The organism is Aeromonas sp. 600479 (genome assembly GCF_049175515.1).
GTDB lineage: Bacteria > Pseudomonadota > Gammaproteobacteria > Enterobacterales > Aeromonadaceae > Aeromonas > Aeromonas veronii_A.
On the sequence record NZ_JAAKVF010000004.1, the window covers coordinates 238,323 to 261,862 of the forward strand.

The window sequence follows — 23,540 nt, forward strand, 5'->3', positions numbered from 1 at the left end:
AGTAGTCAGGACAATACGCAATGATTGAAGTTGGAAGTCGCGAGTGGATACGTGCAACCCTGGCCCTCAGCCTGGGCTCTTTTCTGGTGTTTCTTAATCTCTACCAGACCCACCCCCTGTTACCTCTGATTGCCGAGGTCTTCTCGGTCAACTCCCTCTCGGCCAGCTGGACCCTGGCCGGATGCACAGCAGGCCTTGCCGCCTCCCTGCTGATCTGCGCCAGACTGGCGGATCGCCATGGCCGTCGGCAGGTCATGCTGGGTACACTCACCCTGGCGATCCTGCTCTCACTGTTGATCCCGCTGGTTGAGCAGTTTGGTTCCCTGCTGTTGCTGCGCATCCTGCAGGGCGCGCTGCTGGCAGGGCTGCCCGCGACCGCGATTGCCTATATGGGGGAAGAGTTCAGTAAACGGGCACTGCTCTCGGCGGTGGGGGTCTATATTGCCGCCAACTCCCTCGGTGGCATTGCCGGTCGGGTGGTCGGCGGCCTATTGGCAGGCTGGTTTGGCGACTGGCAGCATACCTTTCTGGGGATTGGTGTGATCAGCCTGTCACTGCTGCCGCTGGTCTTCTGGCTGCTGCCCCATCAGACCCGCTTTGTGGCAAGCGCCCCCGTTCGAGGTCAATTTGCCCGCGCCTTGCAGCAACACCTGACCAACCCCTTGCTGGTAGGGGCTTACCTTATCGGGGGGCTCAACTTTATGGTGTTTCTGAACCAGTTCAGTTATCTCACCTTCCTGCTGGCCAAGCCCCCTTTCTCCCTGCCCACCCAGTGGCTCGGCATGCTGTTTCTCACCTATCTCTCGGGAACGGTGGCCTCCTCTCTAAGTGGCCGATTTGCCAACCGCTGGGGCGCACAACGCATGCTGCTGGTCGGGATCGCCCTGATGGCCCTCGGGAGTCTGTGGCTGCTGCAAGCTAGCCTGCTCGGGATCCTGAGTGGCTTGCTGATCTCCAGCTTCGGCTTTTTCCTGGCACACGCCTGCGCCAGTGCCTGGGTCGGTCATCATGTCGAACACAACCGTGCACTCGCCTCCTCCCTCTATCTGGTGGCCTACTATCTGGGAGCCAGTCTGGGTGGGCTTTACCTGCACCCCTTCTGGGAACAGGGCGAGCTAGGCGGTCTGGTCATAGGTATTGAACTGGTCCTCATCCTGACGGCAGGCTTGAGCCTCTGGCTCGGCCGTCTCAAGCAGCGAAGCCAATCGCCACTGCCCGCCCAGCAACCACACCGGCACGGGTAACGATCTCAGCACAAACAGGGTCACCCACGAGCAGATAGCGATCTCGCCACCAAGCACCGCCAGATAGCAAAAGGGGTCACACCGGTGACCCCTTTTGCTGCGTTATTCAAGATCCTGTCAGGCTCGCACCGCATTGAGCGCAGGATCACTCCTGCTCGAAATAATCCGCAGGCACCGCGACCACAGCACCGGTCGCTACCTCTTCGGCGATCACCTCCGCCAGCGGGAGCAGATGAAACTTGATCTGTCCGGAGGGCAACATCAGGCCAATATCGGGGTTGCGGGTATCCTGCATGTTGCCGGTTTTGAATGGCAGCTCGGGATAGCGCGCTACCAGCTCCTGCAGTGAAGCGACCACCAGCTCGATATGTTCCAGCCCAGCCCGATGGACGCGACCCGGTTTCGGTGCAGCCAGCTCGATACAGGGTACCTGTACCTCATCAACCAACAGCGGCTGATGCAACTGATAAGTGGCTATGGGACGTCCGCCAATCATACCCTCCACCAGCAAGGTGCCCGCCTCAGCCAACACAGCACATAGCGCGCGGTACTCCTGCAGGGTTGCCGCCCGATAACAGAGGTGATCGACCGTTGGCTGTGAAATTGTGACGCCAGTGGCGGCCAGTTCGGCCAACAGCTGAGAAACAAATGGGGCCATTGGCCCCAGTGTGGAATCGAGTGGGTGGGACATGCTTACCATTTCTTCTTGGGTTGAAACAGGACATCGAGCTCGTCGGCTTCCTTGTCCTTGATGTTTTGCAGATCCTGCGCGCTGTTTTGCTGCTGCAGCTCTTCAAGCTCCTTGAGCCCCTGACGCATATCCTCTTCACGAGCCAGCAGATAGGGATCCTTGTCGCCCACGCTCGCCATGGCCGACAGACCCTTGGTATAGAGCTGGCGGCAAGTACCATATTGGCCCTGAATGCGGGCATCCATCGCCCGCTTGACCAGATTGGAGATGTTGATCTTGAGCTGCATCAGCTCGAGGCGACGCTCTTCCTGGGCAAACCCCTGAGGGTCAATCTTGCCCTTGTTGTGCTCGACACGCAGCACGGCCCGCATCTTCTTGACTAGTTGCAGCATCTGGATCGCCTGACGATCGGACTCCGGGGTCTTGAACTGCCCCTCATCCTGAACGCTATAGTTCTCCTGCACATTCTTGATCTGGGTCTGCACATCGGCGATACGCTGCTTGATCTGGTTGTTGGGCATCACCTGGGCGATGGCGCGATAAGCATCGAGGATCCGGTGCTGCAACAGCAACACCATATTCTTGGAGAAAGGCACCAGATTGACGTTCAGCAGCACCTCTTCGGTCTCATCGGCCACAGTCTTGTGTCTGGCAACGGCGTGACGCTTGTCCGCCTCCGCCTTCTGCTTATATTGCTGCACCACGTTATAGGCGATAACCAAAAACAGGAGTGCGCCGATAGACAGCAATACCAAAGTTAAAATCATAGGATGTCCAAACCCCTGTTCCTATTCAATTGCGTGATCCTACAACAGCTTACCCACTTAAGGTAGCCTGCAGATCCCCCCCTTGCCCACGTTTGTCACCAAGCTGTGCCCCCGGTCTCAGGGAGAGATTGCAGACTCAGGGGATGATGACCATGTTGATTATCTCTCCATAGTATCGCCCATTAGCGCCATTACTTGAGGTTAAAGCCCCGTGATTGCAGGAAGCCCAGCATGAAAGGACGGGACTCTTTGCCCAGAATGGCGCGGATCTGGCCACTCCAGGTCTGCTGTTTGTTGTTGCTGCTGCGGGCCTGATAGTAGTCCGCGATCTGCTGATCGTACCGGGCCAGCAGGTCGCAATCCAGCTCGTGCTGGTAGCGCTCCTGATGCACCACCAATCCCCTGGGCAGACGGGGTTTCTGCTCCGGCTGCTGGGCAGGATGACCAAGGCAGAGACCAAACAGCGGGATCACCTGATGGGGCAAGCCCAGCAGCTCGCTCACCTCGGCCGGATGGTTGCGAATGCCGCCAATATAGACCCCGCCCAGCCCCAGCGACTGAGCTGCCAGCAGGGCATTTTGCGCCATCAGGGCGCCGTCGATGGCCCCGATCAGCAACTGCTCCGCATAACCGGTCTGGGCCTCGGGCACGATCTGGCTGTGACGATGGTAATCGGCGCAGAAGACCAGAAACTCGGCCGCCTGCACCACATAGGGTTGATTGCCCGCCAGCATGGCCAGCTGCTCACGCGCCTCGGGTTCGCTGACTCGCACAATACTGGTCACCTGCAAAAAGCTAGAGGTCGAGGCGGACTGGGCGGCGGCGAGAATGGCATCCAGCTGCTGCGGGGCGATCGGCTCGGCAGTGAACTGACGAATGGAGCGATGGGAAAGGATAAGATCGATGGTCTGATTCATGGCACCTCCAAAATGAGGTAACACCATAGCGAAAAAAACGAGGGAGCCCAAGGCTCCCTCGCACACCCAGCTTAAGGGGCCGGATAGACGTAAGGGGCTTGCAACCCGAGCGGGAAGCCGAGCGCCCAGTAGAGCAGCAGAAAGATGGTCCAGCTCACCAGAAAGGCCAGTGAGTAGGGCAGCATCATGGAGACCAGTGTGCCAATCCCGGTGCTCTTCACATACTGCTGGCAATAGACCACCACCAGCGGGAAGAAGACCATCAACGGAGTGATGATATTGGAAGCAGAATCACCGACCCGATAGGCCGCCTGGGTCAGCTCGGGAGAGATCCCCACCGCCATCAGCATGGGCACCAGGATCGGGCTGATCAGCGCCCACTTGGCCGAGGCCGACCCCACCACCAGATTGACGGTGGCGGTGAGCAGGATCATCCCGACGATGGTCACCTCACCGGGCAGCGCCAGCGCATGGAGCACTTCGGCACCGGAAAGGGCCAGCAGGGTGCCCAGATTGGAGTCACCAAACGCCTTGATGAAGAGCGCGCAGAAGAAAGCCATCACCATGTAGGAGCCCATCTTGTTCATGGTGGCCGACATGGCATCGATCACATCCTTGCCGCTCTTGAAGCTGCCTGCGACAAAGCCGTAGACAATCCCGGGCAGGATAAAGAGCAGGAAGATGAGCGGCACTATGGACTTCATCACGGGGGCAGCGAAGGTGGTCAGGGAGCCATCGGCAGCACGCAGCGGGGAATCGTTCGGGGAGAGCGCCAGCGCCAGCAGCACGATAGCCGCCAGCATGGCAAACCCGGCCCAGTTGAAGGCTCGGCTCTCTTGCGCGCTGTAGCGCCCCATCTCGTCGGCACTCTCCAGATCCTCGTTAAGCGCCACATGCTTGAGGCGCGGCTCCACCACCTTTTCGGTAATGAACCAGCCGACGCAGATGATCAGCAGCGAAGAGGCTCCGGTAAAGATGATGTTGCAAAGGGTGTTGACCATGTAGTCAGGATCGAGCAACTGAGCGGCGGACTGGGTAAAGCCCTGCAGCAACGCATCCCCGCCGGAGGGCAGGAAGTTGGCGGCAAAACCGCCGGAGACACCGGCAAAGGCGGCGGCGATCCCCGCCAGCGGATGGCGTCCGGCAGCGTGGAAGATGATGCCACCGATGGGGATCACCAGCACATAGCCCGCATCTGCAGCGGTGTGGCTGACGATCGCTACCAGGATCAGCATGGGAGTGAGAAAACGGGCAGGCGTCACTTTGAGCAACTTTTTCAGACCGGTATTGATAAAACCGGACTGCTCGGCCACCCCGACCCCCAGCATGGCCACCAGCACGATGCCCAGCGGGGCAAAGCCGGTGAAAGTGGTCACCATGGTGGAGAGAAACTCGGCCAGACCGGCACCGGTCAGCAGGTTGTTGACCACTACCGCCTCCCCGGTACGGGGGTTGACCAGATCAAACTGGAATTGTGACAACACCCAGGAGCCGACCCAGACGATCAGCAAGGCGTAGAGGAACAGCATGGCGGGGTCGGGTAATTTGTTCCCGGCTTTCTCGACGCCATTGAGGAAACGGTTCAGCCAACCTTTGGGAGGGCTGGCCGGACGGTAATTGACAGCAGCATGACTCATTATTGCGATACTCCTTTCCCTAGAAACGAGGTCGCATGCTAGCAATTCCAGCCAATCCGTCTCATGACCGATCGCAAAAGAATGATTAATTTTGATTAAATATTGCGGAATAAAATTCCAAGTTGTGGCCTAACGCACACTTGTTACTCTGCCATCACGGCATCTAACAGTGGATAACGCCCAACCTGACACTCCACCACGAAACCGCTTGCCTCGACTTGTGCCACCGTCAGCGGCTTGCTGAACAGATATCCCTGGAACACATGGCACCCCTGGGTCTGCAGTGCGGCCAGTTCGTGAGGCTCCTCCACCCCTTCCGCCATGATCCCCAACCCCAGATTGGTGGCCATGGCCGCAGTCGCCCGGATCACCGGCAGGTTGAGGCCGACCACGAAAGAGCGATCCAGCTTGATCGTATCGATGGGCAGGCGATTGAGATAGGCAAGGGATGAGTAGCCGGTACCAAAATCGTCGATGGCAATCTTGATCCCCAGTTCACTCAAGTCATCGAGAATATCGAGGCACCCCTTCATATCCAGCATAAGCACGGTTTCGGTCAGTTCCAGCGTCAACAGGGAAGCATCCACCCCGTGCAGCTCCAGCTGCTGGCGCACTTGCCCGGGCAGTGCCGACGAGAGCTGGAAACCAGAGAGGTTGACGGAGACTGGCACCCGGTGATGGAGGCGCTTCTTCCAACTGGCCATTTGGGCAAGCGCGGTAGAGAGCACCCAGCTGCCGATCTCGCGGATCAGCCCCATCTCTTCGGCAAGGGGGATAAATTCCACTGGCGAGACATGGCCAAGCACCGGGTTATACCAGCGCAGCAGCGCCTCGTAACCGATCAGACGCCGTTTGGCGACATCGACCTGTGGCTGGTAACAGAGGCTCAGCTCCTGACGACCGATAGCCTTGGCCAGAAACTGCTTGAGATTGAGCTTGCGCTGCAGGGTCTGCTGCATGCTGGGGGTAAAACGCTGCCAGCGCAGCCGCCCCATCTGCTTGGCCTGATACATGGCCATATCGGCGCGGGTGATGAGGTTATCACCATCGTCCGCATCATCGGGATAGATGGCAATGCCGATACTGCCGCCGATGGTTACCTCCGGCAGACCGCTCAGTTGCAGCGGCTTGGTCATCTGGGAGAGCATCTGATCGGCCACATCCTGGGCTCGTTCGCTCTGGTTTCCCAAGGGAACCAACGCGGTAAACTCGTCCCCGCCAAGACGGGCCAGCTCAACATCGCGGGGGCAAATCTGTTTGAGGCGACCGGCAACCCGCTCCAGCAGGCGGTCTCCCGCCTTATGGCCGTAGTTGTCGTTGACCAGCTTGAAGTTGTCCAGATCCATGAATACCAGCGCGAAACGCTCCCCCAACCCGCAATAGGCCTCGAGAGATTTCATCAAGCCATAACGGTTGAGCAGGCCGGTCAGGGAGTCATGCCAGGCGAGGTGGCGATGCTCCAGCTCCTCGAGTTTACGATCGGTAATATCGCGCATGGTGAGCAGGATCCGTGCTCCTTGCTGGATATAGCGGAACTGATACTGGAACCAGCGCATCCCCTTGAGGGTTCGGCACTCCCCTTCGGTCACTACTTCATCGAGTCGGGAGAGCTTCTGGTAAAAACTGTCGTCACTACCGGAAAAAACCTGGGAGAGCGTGGCGATCCGGTGACCGAAACACATCTCGAAGTGATAGTTGCCGCTTTCGAACGCGCCATTGCTATCGAACAGGCAGGCCAGGGTATCACCGGTTGCCAGCGAGGACTCCTGATAGAGGGTATCGGAGTCGAGCACCGCCTCGGTCATCATCATCAGACGGCCAGCCAGCTGAATCCCGGAGAGGCGTAGATAGATCTGCTTCTTGACCCCCTTTGGGGAGATAGTCCACCACTCGTTGTAACTTCGCCCCTGCTGAAAATCACCGAGGTAGCGTTGCAACAACAGCGCTATGGCTGTGGCCATATCAGCCGAAAAATCCCTGGAACAGAGCTCGTCCAGGGAGGTGGCCTCCCAGAGGGGAAGTGCTGCGCGGTTTGCCCAGAAAATATGGTGATGTTCGATGTCATAGACCCAGATAGGGGTATGTAGAACATCCATTGTCTTCAGTAACCGTTCGTCAAGCGTATTCATCTGGTCAAAGTCATTCATGCTGGATGGTCACTGGTGAACCGGAAAACAAATGGGCAAACCGCCGTATGAAGAATGCAAGGTGAAAACACCTCTCGGCCACTATTTCTCGCGATGGCCAAAAGCAGATAACTGATTTCAGAAATCAACAACAGGAGAGCCAATCCAGCCACAGAAAAAAGGACTCAGCCAATACTCCTGTCAATCAGAACAAATCTCTCGTTCGTTTTTAACTTTTTTTCCCAGCAAAAACAAGCACTAAGAATTGCACTCTGGATACTTCAAAAAACATTTTTACGATTCACAACAAACACTTATTTACTGATAACAAAGTCAACTAAAAAAGTGCCGGCATTTCCCTCGTAAAACTTTCATTTATTAACCAGCGCGTTGAATAAACAGACAAAAAAGAGCAAAACCGGCCCCAAATAGCGACTTAACAAGGAACTTAAATACCTCAAAACCGAATATCTACCTTCTCCAGACCGGCATGATGAATATGCGACTGTCATCACATTCACATCGCCGAAAAAAAGAACTGCTCTTGACCAGCACGATCCTCTTTTTGCCTGAGGATGGGTCGTATTGTAGTCATACCATGTCGCCTCTCTCTCTTGAGCTAACGGGTGACATCTCGCAACAATGACTGTGGTGCAGAAAATAATCCTCATTCGAGAACAATTGAAAATCTAAACTGGTATCAGTAGAAATCGAATCCAGATCAATTAAACGCTGAATTACCCTTGCCAAGCGATAAGGCTCTTTTTATGGTTGCCCCCTTGTTACACCCAGAACAGCGTTTATGAAGCACATCGAAGAGTTCTACCTGTTCGTCAAGGTGGTGCAAGAGGGAGGATTCTCCCATGCTGCAGCCGCACTGGGCATGCCAACAGGCACCATCAGTCGACGCATTTCCCAGCTGGAAGAGCAACTGGGTTGCTCCCTGCTACATCGCTCTACCCGTAAACTCCGTCTTACCGATGAAGGGCTCAGATACTACGAGCGTCTCTGCACACCGCTTGCACAAATCGAGCAGGCCACCAGCGAGATCCGGGGTAAAGAAGCAGACATCACCGGGCTTATCCGGATAGCCGCGCCGATCGCGCTCTCCAACACCATCCTCATCGATATGCTGGCCGAATTCGGGCTGCACTATCCCGAGGTACAGTTCGATATCACCCAGACCAATGATCACCAGCACCTGTTCGACAATGATCGGGATCTGGTGTTCTTCAACGGTGAGCTGCCCCAGTCGCTGCCCAATGCGATCTGTCTCGGTCATATCGAGTACGGCCTGTTTGCCTCGCCACTCTATCTGACCAAGAAGGGAACCCCCTCCCACCCCAGCCAGCTGGAAGAACATGATCTCATCTACTGCTGGCCACACCAGCACTGGCAACTGACCGACAAGGATGGCCAGAGCGTCTGCATCAAACGCAGCGCCAAACTGACCGTCAACCAGACTCAGGCCGCCGTGCGCGCAGCCCGGCGTCATCTGGGGATCGTCAACGCCCCGCTGCACTATCTGAGCAGCTTCCTCCATGACGAGCAGCTGGTACCGGTACTGACCGACTGGCAGACCGGCAATCGCCCCTTCTACATGTTGTGTTGCCAGCACCAGTTCGCCCCGTTGCGTGTTAAGATGTTCGCTGAATTTGTTGAGAAATACTCCGCACGCTATCGTAACCGGCAATGGGATAACCAATTTTCACAGGGTGACAACCTCCCACATTGCATCTGACTGTTAGCGGGCCACACTTATAGCAATCCTTGCCAACAGAGCCTGCCTAACGCCATGAATGTATTGATATGTGATGACTCCGGGTTCGCCCGCAAACAGCTGGCACGAGCGCTACCGGCTGACTGGAAAGTCGATTTGCACTATGCGGCGAATGGCCTTGAAGGGATCGAACAGGTGCTGATGGGCCATGGGGATCTCATCTTTCTCGATCTCACTATGCCTGAGATGGACGGTTACGGTGTGCTGGAGACCCTGAAACGGGAAGGACTACGCAGCAAGGTTTTCGTGGTCTCCGGAGATATCCAGCCTGAGGCCTATCAGCGGGTCATGGGGCTGGGGGCGCTCGATTTCATCAAGAAGCCCGCCGCCCCAGATACCCTGCTAGCCCTGCTCAAACAACATGGCTTCTGGAGTGCTTCATCGGGTAATCAGCCGAGTGCAGCCGAGCCCTTGCCAAGCGGCGTGGTAGCCGATGCAGGCGTCAAGATCACCCCCGAAATCCGCGATGTCTATCAGGAGCTGGCCAACGTCTCCATGGGTCAGGCCGCCGACTTGCTGGCTCGTCTGCTCAACGCCTTCGTGGTGCTGCCTATCCCCAACGTCAACGTGCTGGAGGTCTCCGAGCTGCATATGGCGCTCTCGGCGGCTGCGGATTCGGATACCCTCTCCGCCGTCTGTCAGGGGTTTATCGGGGCGGGGATCGCCGGCGAAGCGCTGATCCTGTTCCATGACTCCAGCTTCAAAGATTTGGCCAAGCTGATGAACCATCAGGGGACGCTGGATCGCACCGCCGAACTGGAGCTGCTGATGGATACCGCCAACGTGCTGATCGGCGCCTTCCTGCGCGGCTACGCCAACCAGCTCGATACTCCCTTCAGTCAGGGGCACCCGGTGGTGCTCGGCCAGCACAGACCCATCAACGAGCTGATCAACACTAACAAGAGTCGCTGGCGCCGCACGCTCGCCATCGAGATCAACTACCGGATCCAGGACTACGCGGTGCAGTGTGATCTGCTGCTGCTGTTTACCGAAGATTCCATCGCCACCATGAACAACAAAATCATGCACATGCTCTAGGAGTGACTATGGAAATCCGTGAATTTCATTGGCTGATGAACATAGTCCAGAACTTGGACGTAGGCTTGGTGGTGCTCGACAAGGAGTACAAGGTACAGGTGTGGAACGGCTTTATGGAGAGCCACAGCGGCCGACTGGCCAGTGACGTGCGTGACGGCGTGCTGTTCGAGCTCTTCCCCGATGTGGACAGAGCCTGGTTCGAGCGCAAGGCCAACATGGTCTTCAAGCTCAACAACCGAGCCTTCAGCACCTGGGAGCAGAAGCCCTACCTGCTGCGTTTCTCCAACTATCGCCCCATTACCGGCTCGGCCCCCCACATGTTCCAGAACCTGACGCTGGTGCCACTGGCCGATTTCGGCGGTCAGGTGACCCATATCGCGGTGATGATCTACGACGCCACCGATGAGGCCATGCTGATGGGCGGCCAGCGGCAGGCTTAAGTTTGCTGCAAACAACCAAATAACAGAGGGCGCCGCGGCGCCCTCTGTTATTTCGGTATGAACAGGTCTTGGTATAACCTCTACCTGACCAGCCGTCTCAACGCGCCCCGAGATACTCGGTGAAAGCGTCGATCACCTCTTCAATATCGTCATCGTTGATCTGCAGGTGGGTCACCAGTCGCAGCTCACCGTAACCGGAAAAGAGGATCCCCCGCTCCTTCATAAAGGCCAGCAGAGGGGCGGACTCCCCCTCACGCAGTCGCAGAAACACCATATTGCTCTGCACCAGCGAGAGGTCGAGTTCGATGCCCGGCAGTGCAGCCAGCCCTTCGGCCAGCCGTTTGGCACGGCGGTGATCATCCGCCAGGCGTGTCACATGCTGCTCGAGGGCAAACAGACCGGCTTGCGCCAGAATGCCCGCCTGGCGCATGCCGCCCCCCAGCATCTTGCGCAGTCGGCGCGCACGGGCGATGAAGTCGTGACTGCCCACCAGCAGCGAGCCCACCGGTGCGCCCAACCCCTTGGAGAGACAAATCGAGATGCTGTCAAATGGCGCGGCGATCACCTCGACCGGGGTCTCGCTGGCCACGGCGGCGTTAAAAAGCCGTGCGCCATCGAGATGGAGCTTCAAGCCACGTTCAGCAACAAATGCCCCCATCTCTTGCAGATAGGGGAGCGGCAGCACCTTGCCATTGTGGGTGTTCTCAAGACAGATCAGGCGAGTCTGGACGAAGTGGGCATCATCAGGGGCCAGCGCAGCCTTGATATCATCGAATGCCAGCGTGCCATCGCGCTGCATCGGCAAGGGTTGCAGGGCTACGGAGCCCAGCACGGCACTCCCCTGCGCTTCATAGCGATAGATGTGAGCGGCGTTGCCGAGGATGGCCCCCTCACCGCGCTGACAGTGGCTCATCACCGCCAGCAGGTTGGACATGGTGCCCGATGGCACAAATAGCGCCGCCTGTTTGCCCAGCAATCTGGCCCCATGGGCCTCCAGCGCGTTGACGCCCGGATCTTCACCATAGACATCGTCACCCACTTCGGCGTGGAGCATGGCTTGACGCATGGCGTCAGTAGGCTGGGTGACGGTGTCACTTCGTAAATCGATATAGCGCATGAGATCCCTCCTGAAACAGGAGAGTGACGTTAGCCATGCGCCCCTCGCTTGGCAAGGGGCGCATGAGCAGAATGTGAAGCCAATAGACGTCCGTAGAACCCGCAGGCGGGATTTACCAGGGCAGCGGCTGACCGTTGAGATCCAGTAGCTGGCCCGATTGAGTCAATGATAACCCCTTGATGAGATTGAGCAGTTTCACCGCCACCTCGGCAGGATCCAGCAATTGATCCGCAGGCAACTCGCTCAGAAAGGGGGTATTCATTGGGGAGTCCATCAAACCGGGGGCCACCGCCACCACCCCCGCGTGCGGGAAACGCTGCGTCCACTCAAGGGCAAGGGTTTTAACCCCCATGTCGAGGGCCGCCTTGCTCATCCGGTAGCTGTAACGCCCCCCCTCCCGGTTGGCGGTAATGGAGCCAGCCAGATCGGAGATGGCGCAGAGCCACAGCGGATGGTCATTGCCCATCAACCGGCTGAAACGGGCAGCCAGCGCCAGTGTTGGCCAGGCATTGGCCAGCAGGCTGTCGCACAGCCACTTGGGGTGCACCTCTTCGACCCGCCGCTCCGGCATAAAGCTGACATCGTGCAACACGCCGATGGTATTGATCACAACGGTGGGAAGCGGATCGCTATCGTAGAGGGTAAACAAGGCATCGAACGAGATGGCATCGACATCTGGCAGCGGGAAGAAGTCCTCCATCTCGATCCCTTTGGGATAGTTGCGCCCGGCCAGAAGGAAGGACTCCTCCCTTGCCATCAGCTCTCTTGCCAGCGCCGAGCCCAGCGCACCGCTTCCGAGGATCAAGTAGCTCATCGCCCGTTCCATGGATAATTTATCTTGCTTAGAGCGTATCAGAATAATCAACCGGCCGTGACACGACCAAAGGGTAATATGCCCCTCATCACGCTTCCCCCAGATGGCGACCAAACTCCCGCGCCAGCGCCAAGTCGAGAAAACCGTCCGCTTTCTTGTGGGTGCGCAAAAACTGGTAATAGGCGAGCAGGGTGACCAGTGCCTCCTCATCGGGCAGCCCCACCCCGGGTTGCTGCTCGCCCAGCAGTAGCTGCGCCGCTGCCAACGCCTCCCTGTCTACCACTTCCGCCTGACGGTAGAGATAACCGCAGCCGGTTGCCAGCCACTCCAGCGAGCAGTTGGCCCCCATGGCGATCTGGTTGGCCCGCGCCAGGCCAGGCTCGGCTCCCTTCAAATATTTGCGGATCAGCGCTTCACTGAGCCCCACCTTGCGGGCAAACGCGCTCACGCTCATCTCTCCGATCAGGCTCTGCAAGCGCTCGGCAAATCCTTCCATCCAACTCTCTCTCCTACTCTGCGATCAGAACCAAAGTTCGAATCATGCCACTGCCCATTATTGCTTTGCCAGCCACATGAGGCCAAGATGCCCGCAGTCATCTATGTTGCACATCGTTTTCGCATCGTATTTTTCAAGGAGTCAACCATGTCTGTATCCCGTGTCGCCTTGCATCCGCAAGGCCCCACCTTCTCTCGCCTCATCATGGGTTACTGGCGCCTGATGGAGTGGCAGCTCTCTCCGGCCGCTCTGCTCGATCTGATGAAATATCATCTGGATCTGGGGGTCACCACCATCGATCACGCCGATATCTATGGTGGCTACCAGTGCGAAGAGGCCTTTGGTCACGCCCTGCGCCTCGAGCCTTCCATGCGCAGCCGGATGGAGATCGTCACCAAGTGCGGTATCGCCCTCACCGCCAAGCCGGAGCATGCTCTCAACCACTACAACACCGGCAAGGACCATATCATCGCCAGCGCCGAGGCCTCGCTGCGCAAGCTCGGCACCGACCATCTGGACCTGCTGCTGATCCATCGCCCGGATCCCCTGATGAACGCCGATGAAGTGGCCGACGCCTTTATCACCCTGAAACTGGCGGGCAAGATCAAGCACGCCGGGGTATCCAACTTCACCGCCCGTCAGTTCGAGCTACTGCAATCGCGCCTCCCCTTCCCGCTGGTCACCAACCAGCTGGAGATCTCGCCGCTTCATCAGGAAGGGACCCTCGATGGTACCCTGGATCAGTGCCAGCAGCTTGGCATCAAGCCGATGGCCTGGTCATGTCTCGGCGGCGGCCGACTGTTCAGCGATGACGCCTATGCCCCGCTGCGTGCCGAACTGGAGCAGATCCGTCAGGAAGTGGGCGCCCAGACTATCGAGCAGGTGGTCTACGCTTGGGTAATGATGCTGCCAAGCCAGCCGCTGCCATTGATTGGCTCCGGCAAGCGGGAGCGGATTGCTGCCGCCGTAGCCGCCGAATCTGTCGAGCTGAACCGCCAGCAGTGGTTCCGCATCCGCAAGGCGGCGCTCGGTTACGACGTCCCCTGATAACAGCAAAACGTCCAGAAACAAAAACGGCATGGGGGAAACCCATGCCGTTTTTTTATTGCCGAGGCACCTTAGCGGTGGCGCTGTTGCGGGCGACCACGGGGAGCATCTGTCTTCGGTTTGGCCTGGTTGACGGTGATGGTACGGCCACCTACTTCTGTGCCATGCAGACCAGCGATGGCCTTTTCGGCATCACCATTGACCGGCATTTCAATAAAACCAAACCCCTTTGACTGGCCGGTATCGCGGTCGATGATGATATCAACCTTGTCGACCTGTCCAAACTGGCTGAACAGGGTTTTCAGTTCGTCGGCCGTCATCCGGTACGACAGATTTCCTACGTAAATCTTCATGCCATCCACTCTCGATTCAAGGTGCCTTCTCTATGCAATTCCCAGCATAACGGTAAGGGCACAACCCCTATGCCGGACCTGCCATGGCTTCATGCCGTGGCCTTCTCCACACTGTCGTCAAGTGATTGATCTCTTGGGTTAACAGTGCAGACAAGATCAATTCGAGTCACTGGCAGTATCTGAGCTTTGCCGGGAATTGTCGAGAAAATAGTCGACTCAGGCCGATTGCAGATCTGACAACCGTTGCGCCAGCCTCCGGCGACCGTGCCAGGCCCGTTTAAAGCCGAAGCGATAGACCGACGGGCTCACCAGATGGAGCTCCCCCGCCTTGAGATCCAGTAAGGCTATGGCCGCCGCCAGCTCCTCTTCACTCAGTTGCAGATCGAGGCTGAAGTCGAGCCACTGGCCGTCGTGACCCACTCGCCGCTCCCGTTCGAGCGCCACCAGCTGGCTGCGGGGCAGCGCCAGCGCCTCATCCTTGTTGCCATTGAGCAGATAGATATGCTGTTCATCCCACCCCAGCTCCGCCAGTCGCCAGGGCTGCCAGCTGCGGGGCAGCGACACCATGATCCCGGTGATACCACCAAAGACCACGCCCACCCAGTTGAGCAGCGCCATGGCGCCCCAGCCATCCCACAAGGAGGCTGCCACCACGCCCCAACTCACCAGCAACAACAGAAAAATGACGCAGCGATAGCGAACCGCTGGCGGCATCAACAGCTGCACCTGCGAATCGGCAAGCAAGGATGTAATACGCATGAAAAGCTCCTGTCATCACGAAATGGCGCCATTGTGAATAGCCATCAGGATGCTGACAAGGGGGTTTTCTTTGTCATCCCCCTATAAAATCAATACCATGGCGTAAATGATTCTCAGTGGAACCCGCTTCTTGACCAGCTCGCAACCCTGTGTGCGCTTTTGTGGCGTCGACAAATTCTATGGCGACTTTCAGGCTCTTCATCACATCGATCTCACCATTGAACGGGGAGAGAAGTGGGTCATCTGTGGCCCGTCAGGCTCGGGAAAATCGACCCTGATCCGCACCATCAACGGGCTGGAGGGGATCGACGACGGCCAGCTGTTCCTGTTTGGCGAGCCGGTGACCCCTTCCTACCTGCGCCGCCTGCAAGGTCGGGTTGGCATGGTGTTTCAGCAGTTCAACCTCTTCCCCCATATGACGGTGCTGGAAAACCTGATGGTGGCACCGGTGCATACCCTGGGGTTGCGCCCTCAGGAGGCCAAAGCCCGGGCGCTCGGGCTGCTCGAGCGGGTGCGCATTCAGGCACAGGCCGACAAGTACCCCCACCAGCTCTCCGGCGGCCAGCAGCAGCGGGTCGCCATCGCCCGCTCCCTCTGCATGCAACCCGAGCTGATGCTGTTTGACGAGCCCACCTCCGCCCTCGACCCCGAGATGATCCGCGAAGTGCTCGATGTAATCCGCGAGCTGGCTGACGAGGGTATGACCCTGATCTGCGTCACCCACGAGATGGGCTTTGCCCGTCAGGTGGCGGATCGGGTGCTCTTTATGGATGAGGGGAAGATCATCGAGTCAGCCCCGCCCGCCCAGCTGTTCAACGCCCCCCGGCACCCGCGAACCCGGGCCTTCCTCGAACAGGTGCTTAGCTATCATGGCTAGGCTCAATCGCCCCCGCCTGCTTGGCTGGCTGTCGGGCACTGTGATGCTCTCTGCGCTACTGGGCTGGGCGCTCTATAGCGGCGCTCGCCAGATGGGCTATGAGTGGCAGTGGCCGCGGGTGTTGCCCTTTCTCGGCGAGTGGGATGAGGGAACCTTTTATGCCGGCCCCTTGCTAAACGGCCTGCTGGTCACTTTGCAGGTGGCGCTGCTCAGCCTGTTGGGCACTCTGGCGGTCGGGGTGTGCGTGGTCAGCCTGCGGCTGCTCCCCTCCCGGCTCGGCCCATGGCTCGCCATCGCTTATCTGGCGCTGGTGCGCACCACGCCCCAGCTGGTGCAGCTCTATATTCTCTATTTCTTGCTGGGCCCCATGCTGGGATTGGCCCCCCTTGCCTGCGCCGTGTTGAGCCTCTCCCTCTATCAGGGCGCTTTCACCGCCGAAGTGCTGCGTGCAGGCGTACAGGCCATTCCCAAAGGACAGTGGGAGGCAGCCCAGTCGCTTGGCTTGTCGCGAACCATCACCCTGCGCAAGGTGATCCTGCCCCAGCTGGTGCGCATCACCTTGCCGCCGCTCACCAACGAGCTGGTCTCCCTTATCAAACATTCGGCGCTGGTGAGTGTGATCGCCATCTTCGATCTGACCAACGAAGGGCGTACTCTGGTTGCCGATACGTTTCTGACCTTTGAGGTGTGGTTTACCGTAGCTGCCCTCTATTTGCTGTTAACCCTGACGCTGTCAGCCTGTTCGCGGGCACTGGCCCGTCACCTGAATCCGGATCAACAAGGACGCTAACCATGAATCTGTCATTCAAGACCACCCTGTCGGGCGCAGCCCTGCTGCTGGCAAGCCTGCTCACTCCGGCACTGGCAGAAACTGCCCCCTCCGACACCCAGGCGCAGATCGAGCAGAGCGGTACCCTGCGGGTCGGCATGTCCACCTTCGCCCCCTGGGCGATGCGCGACAAGCAGGGGGCCCTGATCGGTTTTGAGATTGACGTGGCCCGTCGCCTCGCCACAGATAACGGCTGGCAGGTAGAGTTCGTGCCTACCGCCTGGGATGGCATCATCCCCTCCCTGTTGGCGAAAAAGTATGACGTCATCATCGGCGGCCTCACCATCACCCCCGAGCGGGAGAAGAGCGTGCGCTTCACCCAGGCCTACTCCCATTCGGGGGTGCAGCTGGCCGCCTCCAGCACCATGGCCAAAGAGAAGAAAACCGTGGCGGACTTCAACCAGCGCGGGGTGCTCCTGGCGGTACGTCGTGGCGCCTCACCGGTACAGGTGGCAAAAGAACACTTCCCCAAGGCCACCCTGCGCCAGTTCGATGACGAGTCACAGGTATTTCAGGAGGTGCTGAACGGCCGCGCCCACGGCGCCCTCTCCTCTTCCCCGAAACCCGAGCAAGAGGCGCTGCGCCACCCAGATGCCCTCTTTATGCCGTTTGCCGAGCCGTTGGCACAAGGCGATGAAGGCTTTGCCCTGCGCAAGGGGGATGATGCCCTGGCTGAGCAGTTCAACGAGTGGATCGCCGCCCGTCAGGCCGATGGCTGGCTCAAGGCGCGCCATGACTACTGGTTCAAGTCGCTGGCGTGGGAAGCACAGGTCGCCAATCCCTGATGCTGATTGCTCTAAAAGAGACCATCCGGCGCATCGTCCGTGGGGCATGTCGGAACATCAACTGGCTGGATGGGGCGATCTCCCTGATCCTGCTGCTGGCTGGCCTCTGGCTGGCCAGCCGCCTGCACATCGGGGTGGCCTATCAGTGGCGCTGGCATGAGGCCTTCGATCTGCTGTTCACCCCTGGCCCTCACGGCGAGTTGCCCTACTTTTTCAGCGGTCTGCTCACCACCTTGCGCATCGCCCTGCTCGGCATGGTGCTGGCGCTGCTGCTCGGCACTGCGCTGGGGGTAGCCGCCTTCAGCCGCCGCCCCTGGCTGGTGATGCCCGCGACCCTGTTTATCCAGCTGATCCGCAATTTGCCGCCGCTGGTCTTTATCTTCATCTTCTACTTCTTTATCGCCAACCAGCTGCTGCCTGCGAGCGGCCTCTCCCGCTGGCTCGGCACCGTATCACTCTCCCCGTGGCAAGCCGCGTTGTTTGGCCCACCTGCCCGCTGGGAAAACCTCATCTCAGGCACCCTCTGCGTTGGCATGATCAGCGCAGCCTTCGTCGCCGAGATCGTCCGCGCCGGGCTGGCCGCCATCCCCCGTGGCCAGTGGGAGGCGGCGCAGAGCCTCGGGCTCTCCCCCTGGGTGCGGCTGCGCCATGTGATCCTGCCGCAGGCCATGCTGCTGATGCTCCCCCCCCTCACCGGCCAGCTCATTGCGCTGGTGAAGGATACCGCCATCGTTTCCCTTATCTCGGTACAGGAGCTCACCTTCGTCGGCACCGAGATGGCCAACTCCAGCGGACTGGTCTACGAGATCTGGCTGCTGGTGGCCGCGGCCTATTTATTTATATGTTTGAGTCTGTTCGTATTGCTGAGCCGACTCGAAGCAAGACAAGGAGCACGCACATGCTGACGTCCCTGTTGCTGGCGACCGTATTGCAAGCGGAAGCCATCGGCGGTTATGCCGCCGGTTGCCTGAAAAACGGCGTATCCCTGCCCCTCGAAGGGCCGGGGTATCAGGTGATCCGCACCAAGCGGCTGCGCTACTACGGCCACCCCGACCTTATCCACTATCTGCAGACGCTGGCCAACCAGACCCGCATGGCCGGGCTGCCGGATCTCTATATCGCCGATCTGGCGATGGCCCGTGGCGGCCCCTTTACCTCCGGCCATCGCAGCCACCAGACTGGCCTTGATGCCGATATCTGGTTTCGCATGGCCAACCACCCCATCAGCAAATGGGAGCAGGATGCCCCCAAGGAGTGGGCACTGATCGACGAACCCAGCTACAAGATGTTGCCGGGTCGCTTTGGCCCCCAGCAGCTCACCCTGCTGCGGCTGGCGGCCAGCAAGCCCGAGGTGGCCCGCATCTTCGTCAATCCGGTGATCAAATCCGCGGTCTGCCAGCAGGCCGGTGACGAGCCCTGGGTCGCCAAGCTGCGCCCCTGGGTGGGCCACTTCAGCCACTTCCACGTACGGCTGCGCTGCCCGGTGGGCAGCCCAGATTGCGAGCCCCAGGCTCCCATTCCGCCCGGCAATGGCTGCGGGGAAGAGCTGGCATCCTGGCTAAAAGACAAGCCCCAGTTGCCCAAGGTCTCAGGCATCAACAAGCGACCTGAGCTACCTGCGCGTTGTGGCAACTGACCCCAAGCTGGTATGGTGATGCACTCTTGGTCGTACACCATCCATGGCGCACTATCGACTCGAAATACCAAAGGAGAACAACAAGATGGCCACATCACTCTGGCGTAAAACCACGCAGAGCCTGTTGACCCTGACCCTGCTGCTCGGCCTGACCGGCTGCGGCATGAACAACATTCCGACCCTGGATGAGCAGGTTAAAGCAAGCTGGGGGCAGGTGGAGAACCAGTATCAGCGCCGCGCCGACCTCATTCCCAATCTGGTCGCCACCGTCAAGGGCTACGCCAGCCATGAGCAGGAGACCCTAAAGGCGGTCACCGATGCCCGTGCCCGGGTCGGCAGCGTGCAGGTGAGCGATCCTGCCCAGCTCAAGGAGTTTGAAGCGGCGCAGAACCAGCTCTCCAGCGCCCTCTCCCGCCTGATGGTGGTGGTAGAGCGCTACCCCGAGCTGAAAGCGGATCAGCAGTTCCTTGCCCTGCAGGCCCAACTGGAAGGAACCGAGAACCGCATCTCGGTGGCTCGCCGCGACTATATCGAGGCGGTGCGCCAGTTCAATACCGAGATCCGCACTTTCCCCGGCGTTATCTGGTCCAAGCTGCTCTACTCGGATCTGGAGGCCAAACCCAGTTTCAGTGCCAAACCTGGTGCCGATGAGGCGCCCAAGGTCAGCTTCCAATGAAGATGATGCTGCGCTGGTTTCTTCCCTGTCTGCTGCTCTGGGCCAGTGCCCTGCAAGCGGCACCGGACTTCCCGACGCTGAGCGGACGGGTGGTGGATGAAGCCAGTCTGATGTCCCGCAAACAGGCCCATCAACTGACCCAGCAGCTGGCCGCCTTTGAAAAGCGCAGCGGCATCCAGCTGGTGGTGGTCTCCGTCGACAGCCTCGATGGGGAGACCATCGAGGAGTACGGCTACCAGCTCGGTCGCCACTGGGGGATCGGCCAGAAAAGCAAAAACAATGGCGTGCTGTTGCTGATCGCCCAGGATGAGCGCAAGGTTCGCATCGAGGTGGGATACGGGCTGGAAGGCGCCCTGCCCGACGCCATCGCCGCCAACATCATCCATGGCCGCATCCTGCCCGCCTTCAAGCGCGGCGATATGGTGGCCGGGATCATGGCGGGCAGCCAGAGCATCATGAAGGCACTCGCCGGAGAATATCAGCCGGTCGAGCAGCCAAAGAGTGACAACGGTGGCGGCCTCTGGCTGTTTATTCTGGTGGTGATTGCGATGATCGTGCTCCACAACCTGCGCGGCGGTGGTGGCGGTGGGCCAGGAGGACGACGTCGGTCGGCCTATATGGCTGGTGGATTGGGTGTCGGCTCCTTTGGTGGTCGCTCCGGCGGCGGATTCAGCGGTGGCGGCGGCAGTTTTGGCGGCGGCGGAGCCTCCGGTGGCTGGTAACAGGAGTAAAGAGACAAATCATGATTTCTAAACAGTTCTTCCACACGCTTCAGGCAAAGGTGCGCGAAGCGGAGCTAGAGACTGATGCTGAACTGGTCACCGTGCTGGCCCCGGCCAGCGATGGCTATCGCTACATTCCCACCCTCTGGGCGGCGCTGCTGGCGATGCTCACGCCGCTGCTGGTGTTCCAGCTCGGCTTCTGGCTAGGCTGGTACGAAATCCTGCTGGTGCAGTGGTCGGTCTGGCTGCTGCTGAGCCTGCTGTTCCACTGGACCCCCATCAAGATGCGGCTCATCCCGAAGAAGGTTTGCCAGCACCGGGCTGCGCTGATGGCTCGCCTGCAATTTGTCGAGCAGGGGCTGCACCGCACCCGCGACCGGCTCGGGGTGCTGATCTTCGTCTCGGCCGCCGAGCACTATGTAGAAATACTGGTGGATGACGGCATCGCCCAGCATATCGACAACGGCCAGTGGCAGGAGATCATCGACGACTTCGTGGCGCGCGTGCGCAACAAGGAGATCGAACAGGGTTTTCTGGAGTGCGTGGAGCGCGTTAGCGCCATTCTGACCGACGCCTTCCCGGCCACCCGGGATCAAAACGAGCTGCCGGACAGTCTGATCATCCTCGATAAGCCCTGATCCGGTTTAAAAAACCGGCATTCTGCGCAAGGGTTAAGCATTCGGAAAAGATTATGAAAAATAAGGGGAAAAGAGGTTGACCCACACAGTCCTTTCCCCTAAATTACGCCCCGTTCCAGCGTAACAGCGCAGCGAACGAAAATTTGGTGAGGTGTCCGAGTGGCTGAAGGAGCACGCCTGGAAAGTGTGTATACGGCAACGTATCGAGGGTTCGAATCCCTCCCTCACCGCCAAATTTAAAAAAACCGACCTCAGGGTCGGTTTTTTGCTTTCCGGAAAAACAAATACCGGACAAGTATTGCAGCGACAAGAACAGGTGGACGCTCTCGCCAGGCCCTCGCCTCTATGAGCAACACCACTCCAACTCGACGGCTCAATCCAATAGACCCCGGCACATCCCATTCAACAACGGGTGGGAGATGAACTTGCTCATCGCCGCCAGTATCATTCGTCGGCATTCGCCCTTCTTCTGCTGAAGGGAGAAACCTCATCCAGAACGCCCCTTAGAGCAACAGTAGGGCACTACAAGTCGCGTCGGTGGCCACACCCACACTTCTTCTTATCACTCCATATGACCACGGCCAGGCTGTCACCGCGTATCGCGCCGTTATGACAGCAGGAAGGATAACTAAAAGGCGTGGTACCTTTTTACTCTCATCTACGGCTCACTGCGTCCTTACAACCTGGCGTGCTTACAAAAAAAGGCCGCTCAATGAGCTAATGCCGATCAGTTAAGGATCTGATCGATCATTCTGCTGTGTAAAAATCCAGAACATGTTGATTGGTTTCGGATTTTTTATGCATATAGCTCAAGTTTCCGACTTCCTCTACGCCAGCAATGCCGCTCAGTTCGAGTCACTCTCAGACCTCATTCCTCCCAAGCTCATCACAACGCAGCTCGCCGAAGAGGATGTCGCCACCCTGCGTCATCGCCGTATGCCAATGGAGCGTCTGGTACGGATCATCATCGGCATGGCGATCTTCCGCCGCATCCCCATGACCCAGCTAGTCAATCAGCTCGATATCCTTTTGCCCGGCAACCGCCCTTTCGTTGCCCACAGCGCTTTCCTGCAAGCTCGCCAAAAACTGGGGGACAAGATTATCGAACGGCTGTTTCACGAAACCGCATCGCGCTGGCACCAGCAGACCCCCCGCTTGGGCCACTCGCCGTCGATGGTGTGGTGCTACCCCGAACAATGCCGCTGTCTTTACCAAACCTGGCACGCGGCATGGCGAGACTGCCTATCCGCAAGTAGGCATGCTCTGCCAGATGGGGCTCACCAGCCACCTGCTTGTACAAGCGGTCATAGAGAGCTGCGGCGTCAACGAGATAGTACTGGCCAAGCAACTCATCGCGCACACCGGACCACTCGCTCACCCTGTTCGACAAGGGGTTCTGCGCCCTCGACTGCTCCACGCATGGCAAACAACCGGCAGCGAACAGCACTTGGTTGCTGCCACTCAAAAAGGGCTCCCAATAAGCGGTGGTACGCAAGCAGGAGGTCAGAATGCTCTGGTGCATCTCAAAACCAGTCCACAGGCGAGGAGGAAGTGCCCGCAACTGGCTGGCATGGTGGCAGCGTGCTTGCTGACCCGCCACATCAATGGCAAGGAGCGGCAAGTGCTGACCTCGATGGTCGACCCGATGCGTTTCCCGGGCGCCGACATTGTCGAGCTCTATAGCCAGCGTAGGGAAATCGAGTTGGGCTGTCGGGAGATGAAGCACAGCCTGCAACAACATCGGCTGACCCTGCCTGGCAAAAAGGCGGCGGGGATACAGCAATAACGGTGGGGCGTGTTGCTGGCGTACAACCTGCTGCGCACCAGATGGTGATGATGGCGGCGAGTTTGAACGAATACACGGCGAACCAGCGGAGTTTTCACATGGCGTCGATGTCACTCATCCATGAACTGAGCTGCATACCGTACCTGTCACCGGGGCGTCTCCCGAAGCGGATGACAGAGCTGGAGAAGCAGGCAGTTTGTGCTGCAGGCATGACGGGAGCGGAGTTACCCCGCAGTGTGAAGCCAAGACCAGAGAAGTATGGAGTTAAAAAATCCAATAAAAACAATGTCACTCAGGCTTAACTGACTGGCATTAGCGACCACATGGTCGCCTTCTTTATTGATTCGGCTAGAGGAACAACATCA

23 protein-coding genes, 1 tRNA gene and 1 pseudogene are annotated in these 23,540 nt (G+C 58.7%); 15 read left to right on the top strand and 10 right to left on the bottom strand.

The features are described from left to right. Positions 1-20 precede the first annotated feature (20 nt). Complete coding sequence (locus G5149_RS07205; RefSeq protein WP_335837498.1) at positions 21-1,244, top strand: MFS transporter; 1,224 nt, start codon at positions 21-23, stop codon at positions 1,242-1,244. Between the two features lie 145 nt (positions 1,245-1,389). On the opposite strand, the gene G5149_RS07210 is transcribed toward G5149_RS07205, so the two are convergent. From G5149_RS07210 to G5149_RS07230, 5 genes are all read right to left on the bottom strand, one after another. Further along, positions 1,390-1,944 carry a VOC family protein gene (locus G5149_RS07210; protein ID WP_337072942.1) on the bottom strand — a complete coding sequence of 185 codons (555 nt, stop codon included), beginning with the start codon at positions 1,942-1,944 and terminating at the stop codon, positions 1,390-1,392. Then, on the bottom strand, positions 1,938-2,702 hold the full coding sequence (locus G5149_RS07215) for a hypothetical protein (protein WP_005346503.1): 765 nt from the start codon (positions 2,700-2,702) through the stop codon (positions 1,938-1,940). Before G5149_RS07215 ends, G5149_RS07210 begins: the two co-directional genes overlap by 7 nt. Before the next feature lie 191 nt (positions 2,703-2,893). Beyond that, entirely contained in the window at positions 2,894-3,619 is a 726-nt protein-coding gene (nfsA, locus tag G5149_RS07220) for an oxygen-insensitive NADPH nitroreductase (RefSeq protein ID WP_337072943.1), read from the bottom strand. 71 nt (positions 3,620-3,690) lie between these two features. After that, positions 3,691-5,256 (bottom strand): AbgT family transporter, encoded by a 1,566-nt coding sequence (locus tag G5149_RS07225; RefSeq protein WP_421212150.1) that lies wholly within the window; start codon positions 5,254-5,256, stop codon positions 3,691-3,693. 143 nt (positions 5,257-5,399) lie between these two features. Then, positions 5,400-7,352, bottom strand: coding sequence for a putative bifunctional diguanylate cyclase/phosphodiesterase (locus G5149_RS07230; RefSeq protein ID WP_421172599.1), 1,953 nt, complete (start codon positions 7,350-7,352; stop codon positions 5,400-5,402). Between the two features lie 832 nt (positions 7,353-8,184). On the opposite strand from G5149_RS07230, the gene G5149_RS07235 reads away from it, so the two are divergent. From G5149_RS07235 to G5149_RS07245, 3 genes are read left to right on the top strand one after another with little or no spacing between them, the layout of a single operon-like run. Beyond that, positions 8,185-9,123 (top strand): LysR family transcriptional regulator, encoded by a 939-nt coding sequence (locus tag G5149_RS07235; protein ID WP_216953384.1) that lies wholly within the window; start codon positions 8,185-8,187, stop codon positions 9,121-9,123. A 54-nt stretch (positions 9,124-9,177) separates the two neighbouring features. Beyond that, positions 9,178-10,200, top strand: coding sequence for a response regulator (locus tag G5149_RS07240; RefSeq protein ID WP_103251765.1), 1,023 nt, complete (start codon positions 9,178-9,180; stop codon positions 10,198-10,200). An 8-nt stretch (positions 10,201-10,208) separates the two neighbouring features. Continuing rightward, positions 10,209-10,640, top strand: coding sequence for a PAS domain-containing protein (locus G5149_RS07245; RefSeq protein ID WP_180993760.1), 432 nt, complete (start codon positions 10,209-10,211; stop codon positions 10,638-10,640). Between the two features lie 97 nt (positions 10,641-10,737). Here G5149_RS07245 and ltaE read toward each other — a convergent pair whose 3' ends face one another. The 3 genes from ltaE to G5149_RS07260 form a co-directional block, all read right to left on the bottom strand. Further along, positions 10,738-11,757, bottom strand: a complete 1,020-nt coding sequence (ltaE, locus tag G5149_RS07250; protein WP_266135535.1) for a low-specificity L-threonine aldolase — start codon at positions 11,755-11,757, stop codon at positions 10,738-10,740. 112 nt (positions 11,758-11,869) lie between these two features. Next, positions 11,870-12,571 (bottom strand): short-chain dehydrogenase, encoded by a 702-nt coding sequence (locus tag G5149_RS07255; RefSeq protein ID WP_421212151.1) that lies wholly within the window; start codon positions 12,569-12,571, stop codon positions 11,870-11,872. Positions 12,572-12,659: 88 nt separating this feature from the next. Further along, a complete protein-coding gene (locus G5149_RS07260; RefSeq protein WP_005351138.1) occupies positions 12,660-13,067 on the bottom strand; it encodes a helix-turn-helix domain-containing protein in 408 nt (135 codons plus the stop codon). A gap of 147 nt (positions 13,068-13,214) precedes the next feature. Between G5149_RS07260 and G5149_RS07265 the strand changes: the two genes are divergently transcribed. After that, on the top strand, positions 13,215-14,114 hold the full coding sequence (locus tag G5149_RS07265) for an aldo/keto reductase (protein WP_304520824.1): 900 nt from the start codon (positions 13,215-13,217) through the stop codon (positions 14,112-14,114). A gap of 71 nt (positions 14,115-14,185) precedes the next feature. Here the strand turns inward: G5149_RS07265 and G5149_RS07270 are convergent, their stop codons facing one another. After that, on the bottom strand, positions 14,186-14,467 hold the full coding sequence (locus G5149_RS07270) for an RNA recognition motif domain-containing protein (protein WP_005337180.1): 282 nt from the start codon (positions 14,465-14,467) through the stop codon (positions 14,186-14,188). Positions 14,468-14,683: 216 nt separating this feature from the next. Next, positions 14,684-15,226 (bottom strand): hypothetical protein, encoded by a 543-nt coding sequence (locus G5149_RS07275; protein ID WP_304520823.1) that lies wholly within the window; start codon positions 15,224-15,226, stop codon positions 14,684-14,686. 106 nt (positions 15,227-15,332) lie between these two features. On the opposite strand from G5149_RS07275, the gene G5149_RS07280 reads away from it, so the two are divergent. The 10 genes and pseudogenes from G5149_RS07280 to G5149_RS07325 all read left to right on the top strand — a co-directional run bounded on the left by G5149_RS07280 (position 15,333) and on the right by G5149_RS07325 (position 23,477). After that, positions 15,333-16,103, top strand: a complete 771-nt coding sequence (locus G5149_RS07280; RefSeq protein ID WP_075115892.1) for an amino acid ABC transporter ATP-binding protein — start codon at positions 15,333-15,335, stop codon at positions 16,101-16,103. Then, positions 16,096-16,893, top strand: a complete 798-nt coding sequence (locus G5149_RS07285) for an amino acid ABC transporter permease (RefSeq protein WP_216978992.1) — start codon at positions 16,096-16,098, stop codon at positions 16,891-16,893. The genes G5149_RS07280 and G5149_RS07285 overlap by 8 nt, the downstream gene beginning before the upstream one ends. 2 nt (positions 16,894-16,895) lie before the next feature. Further along, on the top strand, positions 16,896-17,717 hold the full coding sequence (locus tag G5149_RS07290; RefSeq protein WP_421212152.1) for a transporter substrate-binding domain-containing protein: 822 nt from the start codon (positions 16,896-16,898) through the stop codon (positions 17,715-17,717). After that, complete coding sequence (locus tag G5149_RS07295; RefSeq protein ID WP_421212153.1) at positions 17,717-18,622, top strand: amino acid ABC transporter permease; 906 nt, start codon at positions 17,717-17,719, stop codon at positions 18,620-18,622. Before G5149_RS07290 ends, G5149_RS07295 begins: the two co-directional genes overlap by 1 nt. After that, on the top strand, positions 18,616-19,353 hold the full coding sequence (gene mepA / locus G5149_RS07300; protein WP_421212154.1) for a penicillin-insensitive murein endopeptidase: 738 nt from the start codon (positions 18,616-18,618) through the stop codon (positions 19,351-19,353). The genes G5149_RS07295 and mepA overlap by 7 nt, the downstream gene beginning before the upstream one ends. Positions 19,354-19,438: 85 nt before the next feature. Continuing rightward, positions 19,439-20,029: a LemA family protein gene (locus tag G5149_RS07305; RefSeq protein WP_042056087.1), complete on the top strand. Its 591-nt coding sequence runs from the start codon at positions 19,439-19,441 to the stop codon at positions 20,027-20,029. Then, complete coding sequence (locus G5149_RS07310; RefSeq protein WP_421212155.1) at positions 20,026-20,751, top strand: TPM domain-containing protein; 726 nt, start codon at positions 20,026-20,028, stop codon at positions 20,749-20,751. The genes G5149_RS07305 and G5149_RS07310 overlap by 4 nt, the downstream gene beginning before the upstream one ends. Positions 20,752-20,771: 20 nt before the next feature. After that, positions 20,772-21,389: a TPM domain-containing protein gene (locus G5149_RS07315; protein ID WP_164537057.1), complete on the top strand. Its 618-nt coding sequence runs from the start codon at positions 20,772-20,774 to the stop codon at positions 21,387-21,389. Positions 21,390-21,534: 145 nt separating this feature from the next. After that, positions 21,535-21,622, top strand: a tRNA-Ser gene (locus G5149_RS07320). A 565-nt stretch (positions 21,623-22,187) separates the two neighbouring features. After that, positions 22,188-23,477, top strand: a pseudogene (locus G5149_RS07325) (IS4 family transposase). The last annotated feature ends 63 nt before the right edge of the window (positions 23,478-23,540 follow it).